13 protein-coding genes are annotated in these 12807 nt (G+C 67.6%); 4 read left to right on the top strand and 9 right to left on the bottom strand.

All coding sequences use genetic code 11. The annotated features are described in order from the left end of the window. The first annotated feature begins 8 nt into the window (after window positions 1-8). From EV138_RS33280 to EV138_RS33270, 3 genes are read left to right on the top strand one after another with little or no spacing between them, the layout of a single operon-like run. Entirely contained in the window at window positions 9-1325 is a 1317-nt protein-coding gene (locus EV138_RS33280) for an ABC transporter substrate-binding protein (RefSeq protein WP_133983923.1), read from the top strand. A gap of 4 nt (window positions 1326-1329) precedes the next feature. Beyond that, entirely contained in the window at window positions 1330-2250 is a 921-nt protein-coding gene (locus EV138_RS33275; protein WP_133983921.1) for a carbohydrate ABC transporter permease, read from the top strand. Continuing rightward, entirely contained in the window at window positions 2247-3098 is an 852-nt protein-coding gene (locus EV138_RS33270) for a carbohydrate ABC transporter permease (protein ID WP_133983919.1), read from the top strand. Before EV138_RS33275 ends, EV138_RS33270 begins: the two co-directional genes overlap by 4 nt. A 20-nt stretch (window positions 3099-3118) precedes the next feature. On the opposite strand, the gene EV138_RS33265 is transcribed toward EV138_RS33270, so the two are convergent. From EV138_RS33265 to EV138_RS33230, 8 genes are read right to left on the bottom strand one after another with little or no spacing between them, the layout of a single operon-like run. Continuing rightward, entirely contained in the window at window positions 3119-3862 is a 744-nt protein-coding gene (locus tag EV138_RS33265; protein ID WP_133983917.1) for an RraA family protein, read from the bottom strand. After that, window positions 3862-4713, bottom strand: coding sequence for an amidohydrolase family protein (locus tag EV138_RS33260; RefSeq protein WP_133983915.1), 852 nt, complete (start codon window positions 4711-4713; stop codon window positions 3862-3864). The genes EV138_RS33265 and EV138_RS33260 overlap by 1 nt, the downstream gene beginning before the upstream one ends. A gap of 1 nt (window position 4714) precedes the next feature. Continuing rightward, the gene (locus tag EV138_RS33255; RefSeq protein WP_133983913.1) at window positions 4715-5494 is read right to left on the bottom strand and encodes an enoyl-CoA hydratase; all 780 of its coding nucleotides are present in this window, start codon (window positions 5492-5494) and stop codon (window positions 4715-4717) included. Then, the gene (locus EV138_RS33250; protein ID WP_238158541.1) at window positions 5491-6645 is read right to left on the bottom strand and encodes a CaiB/BaiF CoA transferase family protein; all 1155 of its coding nucleotides are present in this window, start codon (window positions 6643-6645) and stop codon (window positions 5491-5493) included. The genes EV138_RS33255 and EV138_RS33250 overlap by 4 nt, the downstream gene beginning before the upstream one ends. 1 nt (window position 6646) lies before the next feature. Continuing rightward, window positions 6647-7984, bottom strand: a complete 1338-nt coding sequence (locus EV138_RS33245; protein ID WP_133983911.1) for an ABC transporter substrate-binding protein — start codon at window positions 7982-7984, stop codon at window positions 6647-6649. 13 nt (window positions 7985-7997) lie between these two features. Then, window positions 7998-8876: a carbohydrate ABC transporter permease gene (locus EV138_RS33240; protein WP_133983909.1), complete on the bottom strand. Its 879-nt coding sequence runs from the start codon at window positions 8874-8876 to the stop codon at window positions 7998-8000. Continuing rightward, a complete protein-coding gene (locus tag EV138_RS33235) occupies window positions 8873-9772 on the bottom strand; it encodes a carbohydrate ABC transporter permease (protein ID WP_238158540.1) in 900 nt (299 codons plus the stop codon). Before EV138_RS33235 ends, EV138_RS33240 begins: the two co-directional genes overlap by 4 nt. Then, window positions 9769-10638 carry an NAD(P)-dependent oxidoreductase gene (locus EV138_RS33230; RefSeq protein ID WP_238158539.1) on the bottom strand — a complete coding sequence of 290 codons (870 nt, stop codon included), beginning with the start codon at window positions 10636-10638 and terminating at the stop codon, window positions 9769-9771. The genes EV138_RS33235 and EV138_RS33230 overlap by 4 nt, the downstream gene beginning before the upstream one ends. Window positions 10639-10816: 178 nt before the next feature. On the opposite strand from EV138_RS33230, the gene EV138_RS33225 reads away from it, so the two are divergent. After that, window positions 10817-11509 carry a GntR family transcriptional regulator gene (locus EV138_RS33225; protein WP_133983905.1) on the top strand — a complete coding sequence of 231 codons (693 nt, stop codon included), beginning with the start codon at window positions 10817-10819 and terminating at the stop codon, window positions 11507-11509. Here the strand turns inward: EV138_RS33225 and EV138_RS33220 are convergent. Further along, the gene (locus tag EV138_RS33220; protein WP_133983903.1) at window positions 11470-12612 is read right to left on the bottom strand and encodes an aminotransferase class V-fold PLP-dependent enzyme; all 1143 of its coding nucleotides are present in this window, start codon (window positions 12610-12612) and stop codon (window positions 11470-11472) included. The two genes, EV138_RS33225 and EV138_RS33220, sit on opposite strands and share 40 nt — an antisense overlap. Window positions 12613-12807 lie beyond the last annotated feature (195 nt).

Here is a 12807-nt window from a genome sequence, read left to right as displayed (position 1 = left end):
GTCCCATCATGACGATCCGCCCACCATCGACAGCTTTGGCCCTGATCGGCCTGCTCGCCCTCACGGCCTGCAGCGCCGGCAGCCTCGGATCCAGTGACAGCGGAGGCGACGGCAAGGTCAGCATCAGTTACCTGATCGGCAACCAGGACCAGGACGTCAAGACGGCCGAACAACTGGTCAAGGACTTCTCCGCGAAGAATCCCGACATCACCATCAAGACCGAGACCCGCCCGGCCGGCACCGAGGGCGACAACATCGTCAAGACCCGGCTGTCCACCGGCGACATGCCGGACGTGTTCAACTACAACACCGGGTCGCTGTTCCAGGCGATCGCCCCGCAGAAGAACCTGGTCCCGCTCAGCGACCAGGGCTACATCGGCGACCTGGACGAGAACTTCAAGAAGACCGTGACCGCCGACGGGCAGGTGTACGGCGTACCGGTCGGCGGCTTCATGGGCGGCGCGGTGCTCTACAACATCCCGATCTACACCCGGCTCGGGCTGAAGCCGCCGGCCACCTGGGCCGAGTTCATGGCCAACAGCGCGAAGATCAAGGCGGCCGGGATCCCGCCGGTGATCCAGACCTACGGCGAGACCTGGACCTCGCAGCTGTTCGTGCTCGGCGACTTCCACAACGTCGCGGCCGTCGAACCGGACTTCGCCGACAAGTACACGAAGAACCAGGCGAAGTACGCCACCTCACCGGCGGCGCTGAAGGGCTTCGAGCACACCGAGGCCGTGCACGACGCCGGCTACGAGAACAAGGACTTCGCCTCGGCGAAGCTGCCGGACGGTCTGCGGATGCTTGCCCAGGGCAAGGGTGCGCAGTACCCGATCCTGTCCGGTGTGGTCGCCAACATGGTCGCCACCTACCCCGACGCCGCCAAGAACGTCGGCCTGTTCGCGCTGCCTGGTGACGACGCGAGTAAGAACGGCCTGACCGTGTGGACGCCGGGCGCCAACTACATCCCGAAGACGACCACCGGCGCCAAACTTGACGCCGCGAAGAAGTTCCTCGCCTTCATCGCCAGCCCGGACGGCTGCAAGTCCCAGACCGCCGCGGGTGCGCCGACCGGCCCGTACGCCGTCAAGGGCTGCGACCTGCCGGCCGACGTACCGCAGGCGATCAAGGACATGCAGCCGTACCTTGACAAGCAGGGCGCGTCCAGCCTCGCGCTGGAGTTCGTGTCGCCGGTCAAGGGCCCGTCGCTGGAGCAGATCACCGTCGAGGTCGGCTCCGGTATCCGCAAGGCCAAGGACGGCGCCGCCCGGTACGACGAAGACGTGAAGAAGCAGGCCCAGCAGCTCGGGCTGGCGGGCTGGTGAGGTCGTGACGCTGACCTCGATCCGTACCCGTGCCGAGACGCCCGCGGCGACGCGGGCGTCCGCGGCCAAGGTCTACACGCCGTACTCGGGCTGGTTCTACCTGCCTTCGGCGATCATCTACGGCGTCCTGTTCATCGTCCCGACCTTCGCCTCGCTCTACTTCAGCCTGACCCGCTGGAGCCTGTTCGAATCGAAGTTCATCGGCCTGGAGAACTTCAAGCTGTTCTTCTCCGAGCCGCAACTGGTCAAGGGTTTCACCAACACGCTGATCTTCGCCGTCGTCACGTCGGGGTCCAAGGTCGTCCTCGGGTTGTTGCTGGCCGTGCTGCTCACCTCGCAGATCGTTGCCCGCGGCTACCTCCGGTCGGTGGTGTTCTTCCCGGTCCTGGTCTCCACGATCGGCGTCGGCATCACCTTCACCGTGCTGATGAATCCCGATCACGGTCTGATCAACGGGGGTTTGTCGGCGCTCGGCATCGACGGACCGGGCTGGCTGACGGATCCGAAGTACGCGTTGCTGTCGGTCGCGGCCGTCGACATCTGGAAGGGCGTCGGGCTGGCCACCTTGATCTACATCGCCGGCATCGTGTCGATCCCGCGCGAGTACCTGGAAGCCGCGCGGGTGGACGGCGCGAGCTCGTGGGAGACGTTCCGCCGGATCGTCCTGCCGCTGTCCAGGCCGGCCACCGTCACGGTCATCATCTTGTCGCTGATCGGTGGGCTGCGGTCCTTCGAGCTGATCTGGGCGATGACCCGTGGTGGCCCCGGGTTCACCTCCGATGTCATCGCGTCGGTGATCTACAAGCAGTACCAGGCCGGCTTCTACGGTCTGTCGACCGCCGGGAACGTGGTGCTGTTCATCGCTGTCACCGCGATCGTGCTGCCGCTGTCGTACTTCCTCAACCGCAAGGAGGTGGATCTGTGAGCACCGCCGAGCTCGTCAACCACAAGCCGGGCCGCAACTACCTGCTCAGCGCGGTCGCGATCGTGGTGTCGATCGTCGTGTTCATCATCCCGTTCGCCTTCATCGTGCTGACCGCGGTGAAGGACCGCCAGCAGGCGGCCTCGCTGGACTTCTCCTGGCCGCACCAGTTGCGGATCGTGCAGAACTTCGTCGAGGTGGTCAAGGCACGGGACTACATGCTGGTGATCGCGTTCATCAACAGCACGATCCTGACCGTGGCCAGCGTCGCCGGCATGGTCGTGCTGGCGGCGATGGCCGGTTTCGTCCTGCAGCGCCGCAGGAGCCGGTGGAACGGCTTCATCAACTTCCTGGTGCTGTCCGGCCTGATCATCCCGCCGGCCGTGGTGCCGACGATCTGGGTGCTGCAGAAGTTCGGCCTGTTCAAGACGATGCCCGGACTGATCCTGATCGAGATCGCTTTCGGGCTGTCGTTCTGCGTGCTGCTGTTCCGGGCGTTCGTCGCGACCATTCCGCGGGAGCTGGACGAGGCGGCGACCATCGACGGGGCCGGCCCGTTGCGGCTGTTCTTCGGGGTGATCTTCCCGCTGCTGCGCTCGGTGATCGTGACGGTGGTCGTCGTCCAGTCGGTGGCCGTGTTCAACGACTTCACCAACCCGCTGTACTTCCTGCCCGGCGACCAGAACGCGACGGTCCAGCTGACCCTCTACAACTTCCAGAGTCAGTTCAGTACGCAGTACAACCTGCTGTTCATGAACATCCTGCTGATCACGATCCCGCCCCTGATCATGTTCCTCTTCTTCAACCGCCAGATCGTCGCCGGCATGACCTCGGGAGCGATCAAGGGCTGATCGCTCCCGACGGCCATCGGCTACAACTCGGCGTAGTACCGCTCGACGGCGTCGAAGTCGACCGAGCTGTCCGGCTTCATGCCGAGCGCGTCGTAGTGCTTGCGGCGCGCTCGCATGTCGGCCAGCAGGATGGCCCGGGCATGTACGGCGACCTCCTCGGCGACGTCGGCCGGGACCACGATGACCCCGTCGTCGTCACAACCGACCATGTCGCCGGGGCTCACCTGGGTACCGCCGCAGGCGATGGTGGTCTGGGTCTCCACCACCTTGATCCGGCCCGGGATGATCGTCCGGCCGCGGGCCTTCGAACAGATCGGGGTGCGCTGGGCGGTGATCTCGGCGGTGTCGCGGCAGTACCCGTCGGTGACGATCCCGGCCGCACCGCGTTGGACCGCGCCCATGCCGTTCTCCGAGCCCCAGAAGCCGACCTCCTTGCCGCCGCCGGCATCCATCACCACGACGTGACCGGCCGGAAGCTCGTCGGGCAGCTTCACGTTGCCCGTCTCCTCGAACCAGATCCGGTGGGCCTCGACGATGTCCTGGGTGGACTCCAGCTTCCACATCGGCCGGTTCGACGGCACCGCCCGGATGGTGGCGGCCTGGCCCCAGAACTTCATCCCGAGCCACAGCGGCCGGACGTCGGGCGACATCAGCCCGATGTCGAAGTAGCCGATGCCGTCGAGCGCATCGGCCACGTCCACCACCCGCAGGTGCCGGTACAGGCTGGACAGGTCGTTCGCGTTGGCAGTTTCGCTGACAGTCATCAAGAGACCTTTCCATTGATCCGGTAGTAGTGCGCGGCGGTGCCTCCGAGGACCGCCGCGAGTTCGTTCGGGTCGTCGAGCGCGCGCTCGACGACTTCGCGCAGGCTGTTCCACGCGTGCTGGTAGTCGGCCCGCAGCAGTACGACGGGCCAGTTGCTGGCGAGCATCAACCGCTGTGCGCCGAAACAGTCGACCGCCCAGCGCAGATAGCGATCCAGGTCCGACGGCCAGGCGGGCACCGCGGACAGCAGGTCGATGCCGAGGGACACCTTCAGCGCGATCCCGGGGCATTCGGACAACTGCCGCAACTGTCCTGCCCACGGCTCCCAGCCACCTGAATCGATCGGCGGCCGGCCGAGATGGTCGACCACGATCCGCAATTCCGGTACGGCGTGCGCCAGCGCCACGACCGCGGCGGTCTGTGCCGCGGTGACCGGTACGACGTCCCAGCTCAGGCCGGCCGTGGCGAGTTCCTTGAACAGGGCGACCGAGTCCGGCTCGGTCAACCAGTCCAGCGGATCCCGCCCGACCAGGCAGCGGACACCACGCAGTACGGGACTGTCCAGCCGCTCGAGCTCGGCCCTGGCGGCCGCTGGATCCGACAGTGGCAGCCAGCCGACCACAGCCGCCACGAACGGCGCCTCGGCCGCGTAGGCGGCCAGCCGGTCGTTCTCGGCCGGTTCGTCGACCGATTGGATGAGCACTGTGCTGTCCACTCCGGCGGCGATCAGTTCGGGCCGCAGGTCGTCGGGGGTGTAGTCGCGCGCGATCGAGCCGTGCCGGTCGTTCCGCCAGGGCTGTTCCTGCGCGGCGACCCGCCAGAAATGGTGATGTGCGTCGATCACCGGCATCTCAGTGTCCTTCCCATTCGACCGGCTGATGCTCGAGGAAGCCGGCCACCCCGGCCCGGAAGTCCCGGCTGCCGTAGACGGCGGCCAGGACGTCGTCCGCGGCGGCGTTCGCGCCTTCGGCCAGGACGCGGCGCTCGATCTCCTTCAACGAGGCCAACGTCAGCGGTGCGTTGGAACGGATCGTGAGCAAGAGATCCTCGACGTACTCCTCCAGCGCCTCGGCATCGACGATCTTGGTGACGAAACCCGCGGTCTCGGCCTCCGTTGCCGGCAGCAACCGAGCGGTCAGCAGCAGCGCCATCGTTCGTCCTGCTCCGAGCCGCTGCTGCAGCCTGGCGAGGACCAGCGGCGGCAGGGTGTTGCCCAGGGTCCGCGCGACGGGTGCGCCGAAGACGGCATCGGGCGTGGCGACCACCAGGTCACAGCAGGCGGCGATCGCCAGTCCGGCGCCGACGGCCGGTCCGTCCACCACCGCGACCACCGGCACCCGGATCCCGAGCAGGCTGGTCAGCACCTCGCCGACCCGGTGCTCGTAGTCGACGCCGTCCTGGCCGGTCCTGAAGTCCCCGAACTGCCGGATGTCGGTCCCCGCCGCGAACGCCTCACCACCGGCGCCGCGCAGTACGACGACCCGGATCGAGGGATCATCGGCCACGACGTCGCGGATCCCGAGCAGCCCGTCGTACATGGACCAGGTGATGGCGTTGCGGCGACCCGGGTTCGAGAGCCAGAGGCGGAGGATCGGGCCGTCGGACCGAACGATCAGCTCGGCCGGACTCACGACGGCTGCTCCGAGAGAACCTCTTCGGTGTGCTCGCCGAGCAGCGGTGGGTGCCTTCGCAACTGCGCCGGCGTACCGCTCAACCTGACCGGCGACCCGAGCACCCGCACCCGTCCCTCGACGGGATGGTCCAGTTCCTGCACCATCCCGCGGGCCCGGACGTGTGGATCTTCGTCGAGCACCTGGCGATAGTTACGGATCGGCCCCGCCGGAACGCCGGCAGCGAGAAGCCGGTCAACCCACTCGTCGGTGGTCGCCGACGCAAGGGCCTCTTCCAGTACGCCGGCCAGCTCATCACGATGCTTCATCCGGTCCGTGTTGGTCACGAACCGCGGGTCGGCCGGCAGTTGGGGCAACTCGAGAGCCGCGCACAGTCGCTGCCACAGCCGTTCGTTGTTGGCCCCGAGCGTCAGGTAGCCGTCCTTGGTTCGCAGCGCCTGGTACGGCGCCGACATCCGGTTCGCGGAGCCGAGCGGCTGGGGCACTTCGCCGGTCGCCCAGTACTCCGTCGATTCCCAGACCGACATCGCCAGCGCCGACTCGAACAGCGAGGTCTCCACCTGCTGTCCGCGCCCGTTCCGCTCCCGGGCGTGCACCGCGGCGACGATGCCGAAGGCACAGAACATGCCCGCCCCGAGATCACCGACCGGCAGTCCACACTTCACCGGCACCCCGCCCGGCGTCCCGGTGATGCTCATGACACCCGACATCGCCTGCGCGATCAGGTCGTAGCCCGGCCGGTCGGCGTACGGGCCGGTCTGGCCGAACCCGGAGACGCTCGCGTAGATCAGCCGCGGGTTCAAGGCGGACAGCGTCTCGTAGTCGACGCCGAGGCGTTTCGTCACGCCGGGGCGGAAGTTCTCCACCACGATGTCGGCCGACCGGGCCAGCCGGTGGAAGTCGGCCAGACCCTGCGCGGACTTGAGGTCCAGGCAGACGCTGCGCTTGTTCCGGTTCAGGGCCAGGAAGGCCCGGCTGTCCTCCCCCGTCACCGCGTAGCCCCAGGACCGCCGCGTCTGGTCGCCGGTCGCCGGGTTCTCGATCTTGATCACGTCGGCCCCCAGGTCGGCCAGCAGCATCGTGCAGAACGGCCCTGCCATCACCTGGGTCAGGTCCAGCACCCGCAGTCCGTCCAGTGCGCCCTCGGCCACGTCAGCCACCCAGTCCCGCGTTCGCCTCTTTGAGGAACGAGTCCGCCGCCTGCTCGACCGTCTTCTTGCCGAAGGCAACTTCCTCGTAGGCCCGGGTGTACGCCGACTCGAAGGTGGCCTGGTAGCCCGGCGGGTAGAGGATCGTCGGCGGGTTCTTGGCCACGATCTGCCGGTAGAGCTCCAGTTCGTGCTTCTTCAGCGCGGGCAGGGCCGGATCCTTGATCTGCGCCTCGAGCACCTTGGTGTTGGTCGCCGCGCCGTTGTCGGACTTGAACACCTTGCCTGCCTCGAGGTCGTTGGTGAAGAAGTCGATGAAGGCGGCCGCGGTCGGGACGTTGTCGCAGTTCGTCGGGATCGCGAACCCGGACGTGAACATCGCGTTGCCCGAGCCGCTCGGACCGGACGGCATCGGCAGTGTGGTCAGCTTCTGCCCCCCGCCCTTGCTCGCGAGAGTGGCCGAGGCGGGGGTGAGCGCGTTGCCGGGGATGCTGTCGGTCATCAGCTTGCCTTGCGCGATGAAGCCCTGCTCGGCGCCCTCGGGCTCGTCGGCCTGGGTGTCGGCGCTCATCGTGACACCGGCCTTGCGGAGCTTCTCCCACATCGTCCAGTACTCCACGAGGGTGTCCTTGCCGAAACCGAGCTTCCCGTCGTTGGTGAACAACTGCTTGCCGTTGGCAAGGTTGTAGGCGATGAAGAAGTTCGGCAGACCGCCGCGGGAGCCGGCCGCGAAGGTGCCGGCCGGCAGCTTCGCCTGCGCCTTGGCCATCCACTCCGTGTACTGCGTCCAGTTGTAGCCCTCCGGCGGCAGGCCCACCCCGGCCTGGTTGGCGAGCGTCGCGTTGACGCCGACCGCGTCGTACGCGGCGCCGTACGGGAGGAAGTAGAGCTTGCCGTCCGGGCCGCGGCCGGTGTCGACGACCTCCTTGGGGATGTCGTCCACCTTGATCGCACCGGATTCGATCATCGGGTCGAGCGGTAGCAGCACCTTGCGCTTGGTGTAGTCGTTCAGCTGCCGTCCCTGCAACTGCATCACGCAGGGCAGCGTCTTGCTGGAGGCCTGGATGTTCAGCTTGTTGAAGTAGTTGCCGAAATCGGCGTTCTGCCGGTCGATCGTGACACCGGGATGCGCCTTGACGAACAGGTCCGCCACCGCGTTCGTCTTGGCCGCACGGTTCGCACCGCCCCAGAACGTCAGCTGCAGCTTGCCGGTGACATCACCCTTGCCGTTCTGGGCCGATCCGGTGTCGCCGCCACCGGATCCGCTGACCGACGTACCGTTGCATCCGGCGACCGCCAGCAGTGCCGCGCACGCCAGGGCCGCCGTACCGAGTCTCTTCATGACTGTCTCCTGTTTACTTGAGGCCGGTGGTCGCGACGCCTTCGATGAGCAGCTTCTGGGCGCCCAGGAAGAACCCCACGATCGGCGCGAGGGCGAGGGTGGACATGGCGAACAGTGAGCCGTACGCCGACTCCCCGGTCACGTCCAGGAACGAGTTCAGGCCGAGCGAGACGGTCCACAGCTCCGGCCGGTTCAGGTACAGCAGCGGACCGAGGAAGTCGTTCCAGCTGTTGATGAAGGTGAACAACGCGGTGGTGCCGATGGCCGGCAGCGCGAGCGGCATGATGATCCGGCTGAACGTCCGCCAGTGCCCGCAGCCGTCGATCCGGGCCGCGTCGTCGAGCTCACGCGGCAGGGTCCGGATGAACTGGACCATCAAGAAGATGAAGAACGCCTCGACCCCGAGCCACTTGGGCACCACCAGCGGCAGATAGGTGTTCATCCAGGCCAGCCGGTTGAACAAGATGTACTGCGGCACCAGCGTCACGTGGTACGGCAGCAGCATCGTGGCCAGCAGCAGGCCGAACAGAACCCGCTTGAACGGGAACTCCAGCCGGGCGAACGCGTACGCGGTCAGCGAGCAGGAGAAGAGGTTGCCCGCGATCGACAGCGCGGTGATCGCGATCGAGTTGAGGAAGTAGCGGGAGAAGTTCAGTTGCCCGGCACTCCAGCCGTGCTTGTAGTTGTCCAGCGTGTAGTTCCTCGAGAACAGCCCGAGGCTGTTCATCACCTCGGCCGACGGCCGGAACGACGCGGCCACCATCCAGACGACCGGGTAGAGCATCACGACCAGGACGGCGATCAGCAGGGCGTGCCGGACGAGTCCGGTCACGATCGGGCTGCGGGTCCGGCGCCGGCCGAACAACGGGCGGCTGATCGACAAGGTGGTCATCGTTCGTCTCCGTAGTAGACCCAGCGCCGGGCGGTGAGGAAGAGGAAACCGGTGAAGGCAGCCAGCACGATCACCAGCGCCCAGGCCATCGCCGAGGCGTAGCCCATCTTCAGTTCGGCGAATCCCTGCTGGTACAGGTAGAGCGTGTAGAACAAGGTCGAGTCGGTGGGGCCGCCCGTGCCACGGCTGACCACGAACGCGCCGGTGAACGCCTGGAACGCGTGGATCGTGTCGAGCAGCAGGTTGAAGAAGATCAGCGGCGTCATCAGCGGCAGCGTGACGCTGAAAAAGCGACGGATCGGCCCGGCGCCGTCGACCGCGGCTGCCTCGTGCAACTCCGCCGGGACCTGGCGCAGGCCGGCCAGGAAGATGATCATCGTGGCGCCGAACGCCCACAAGTTGAGTGTGACGATCGTCCACAGCGCGGTGCCGGGACTGCCGACCCAGCTGCCGTGCTTGATGCCGAACAGACCGAGCACCTGGTTCACCAGCCCGGTCCCACCGAAGATCTGCCGCCACAGCACGGCGATCGCGACGCTCGCGCCCATCAGCGAGGGCAGATAGAACAGCGCGCGGTAACCGGACAGGAACCTGATTCCCTTGTTCAGCAGCAGGGCGAGCGCCATCGACACGATCAGCAGCAACGGCACCGAGACCGCGACATAGACGAGGGTGACCCTGACCGACGACAGGTACCTCGGGTCCGCGGAGAACATCCGGCGGAAGTTCCCGAGGCCGATCCACCTGGGCGCGCTCAGCAGGTCGTAGTCGGTGAAGGCGAGGTACGCCGAGTACAGCATCGGCCCGATCGTCAGCAGCAGGATCCCGGCCAGCCAGGGGCTCAGGAACAGGTACGCCGTCAGCCCTTCGCGTCCGGTCCGCTCCGAGTTCTTCACGATCCGGATCCCTTGCGTGCGTGCTCCTCGACCCGCTCGGCGAGGTGCTGCGCGAGCAGACCGGCGACCGGCAACGGGAGAGCGCGATCTCGGGCCGCTGCCACGATGTCCCACAGGTCCTTGCTCCACGGCCGGTCGCGGACCGGCGTACCGGCGCTGTCGTAGGCGGCCACGGTCTGGTCGAAGAAGCCCCAGTTGCGGGTGATCCACGAGTCCCCTGTGCTCGTGGACACCGCCTCCAGCACGGTCCGCTCCGGTACGTCGTACGCTGCGGCCAACTCGAGTGCCTCCTGGACCCCGGCCAGGGCGGCGAACATCATCAACTGGTTCGCGAGTTTGACCGCGGCGCCGGCACCGGCCGGTCCGGCATGGATCACCTCGCCGGCGACCGAATCGAGCACCGGTCCGACCCGTTCCAGCACCTCGGCCCGACCACCGGCCATCACCGTCAGAGAGCCGGCGAGCGCTCTCTCGGCTCCACCACTGACCGGTACGTCGAGCAACCCGACACCGTGGCGCTCGGCCTGCTCTGCAAGGCGCTTCGCCGTACCGGGCAGGATCGTGCTGTGGATCAGGACCACCGATCCCGCCGCGAGGAGCGGGACGAGTTCGTCGAGGATCTGGCTGACCGCCTCGTCGTCCGGAACAGCTAGCGCGACCACCGCGCAGTCGGCGAGCCCGGCCGCTGTGGGAACGACCCGGACGCCGTCGAGATCCCCGGCCCGGGCCGCGTCCCGGTCCAGGACCGAGATTGTCCAGCCGTTCCGGAGCAGTGCCTGCACCATCGGCTTGCCCAGATTGCCGAGGCCGGCGAATCCGAGCCGTGCTGTTCCGGCGGAGATTGCGGGAGATTCATGCTGGGCCACGGGAACGCCTCCAGTTCACGGCCGCCCTGTCTATGAACTATTGTCTACAATAGATAATCGACGCTGACAAGGGTGGCGGCGACAACTCGAGGGATGACCCGCTACTTTGCAGGGTCTGGGATCGGCCCCCGCGGTGGTTCGGGGCGGCACGTCGAATGGCAGCTAGGAGTCGGTGGGAATGAGCGAGTCGCAGGGTGCACTGGAGTCACTGAGCCTGGTCCAGCTCGCGGCCAACGCGATCCGGCGGATGATCCTGGCCGGTGAGCTGGCCGAGGGTGAGCGGTTGATCGAGGAACGGCTCACCGAGCAGCTCGGCATCAGCCGTCCCCCACTGCGCGAAGCGCTGCGGGTGCTGGAGCAGGAAGGGCTGATCGTGACCAGGCCGCGGCGCGGGTCGATGGTGGCCACGCTGACCGATCAGGACGTCTTCGAGATCCTCACCCTGCGATCCGCGCTGGAGCGGCTGGCGATGGAGCTCGCGGTCCCCGTGCGATTCCCGGACCGGTTGAAGGTCGCCCAGGAAGCGCTGGTGGAGATGGAGCGTTGCGCGGCGGCCGAGGACCGCGGCAGCCTCGTGCAGGCCGGCTACCGGTTCCACTCCTCCCTCGTCGCGCTGGCGGGACACCGGCGACTCGAAGAGGCCTACGCGTCGGTGCAGCAGCAGCTCCTGCTTTGCATGGCGCGCAACCTCTACGCCCGCGAGCACTACCACGAAGATCTCAACGAGCACGTCGCCAGGCACCGTCACCTGCTCGAGCTCGTCGAGGCCGGCGACCCCGCCGCAGTGCTGGCCGAGCTCGCGGTTCACGGCGAACGATCGTTCAGCGACCCTCAGAACAAGGTAGGCAAGCGCTCGGCGAGGAATTCGTAGTCGCGCAGGCTGTTGTAGGCGTGGGCGGAGAGGCGGATGAAGACCCGGGTGTCGAAGGCGGTCAGGGTGATCTCCGCCTTGAGCTCGCGCGACACCCGGAGCTTGAAAGCCGCGCCGGCCTCGGGCGTCGGCTCGCCCGGGAAGGGGAGTTCCACCAACCGCATCGTCGGAGCCGGGTGGACCACCTCGGGCACCGACGAGCCGAGCGCCTTCGCGATCACCCGGGCACCTTCGTCCAGGGTCGCCGACAGCTGCGTCCGGCGCCGCTGCCACTCGAGGTCGGCGAGCACCCGCAACGACTCGGGTGCGGCGATCCAGGGCGCGTAGTCGAAGGTGCCCTGCATGTCGAAGCGCTCCGGCAGCCGCTCGTCGTACTCCGACCAGGACACGATCAGCGGCAACGTCCGCGCCCGCCACTTCTCCGCGACCACCAGACCGGCGGTCCCGCGCGGCGAGCACGGCCACTTGTGGAAGTTGCCGGTCCAGAAGTCGGCGCCGTCGCCGGCCGGGGCGTCGAGCAGCCCGGGTGCATGGGCGCCGTCGACGATGACGGGGATGTCGTACCGCGCGCACGCCTCGACCAGGCGCCGGATCGGGAAGATCATCGCGGTCGCCGAGCTGATCTGGTCCACCACCAGGGCGGCGGTGGTGCTGCCCAGGGCCGCGGAGATGAGCGAGACCACCGTGTCGTCGTCGGATTCCAGCGGCACGTCGACGACGACGACCTCGGCCTGGTGCTGCCGGGCGAAGCGTTCCGCCGCGAACCGCACCGCGCCGTACGCGTGATTCGTCAGCACGATCCGGCTGCCTGGCGCGATCGGGACGGTGGCGAGCGCGGCCGTGACGCCGGCGCTCGCGTTCGGCACCAGCGCGAAGCCGGCCGGGTCGGTCTCCAGGTACGACGCCAACTCGAGCCGGGCGGCCGTCAGCCGGTCGGCGACCGAGCGGAACCACGCCATCGGGTTGGCCTCGGTCTCCGCCCGCAGGGACGCCAGAACGTCCTGGGTACGCCGCGGCACCGCGCCGTACGAGCCGTGGTTGAGATGCAGGACGCCGGGATCGAGAGTCCACAGCTCGGGGCGGGGTCGGCTGATATCCGTCACCGACACCACGCTACCCAACCAGCCCCCGCCCGGCCGAGTCGAGCCTCAGTGCACGCGGCCCCCGGCTCGGGAGGGTCGGGGACCGCACAGTGCCGCCGCTCGCGGTACACGTCGGGCGTTCTCGATGGGGCCAGTCGCCCGGATAAGTGCCGTCGAAGCGCACGGTAATCCTGAACCTAGCCGTGCAATCGATTG

The organism is Kribbella voronezhensis, assembly GCF_004365175.1.
Lineage (GTDB): Bacteria > Actinomycetota > Actinomycetes > Propionibacteriales > Kribbellaceae > Kribbella > Kribbella voronezhensis.
The sequence above is the reverse complement of the archived record's forward strand: the minus strand, read 5'-3'. Positions and strand labels throughout refer to the sequence as shown.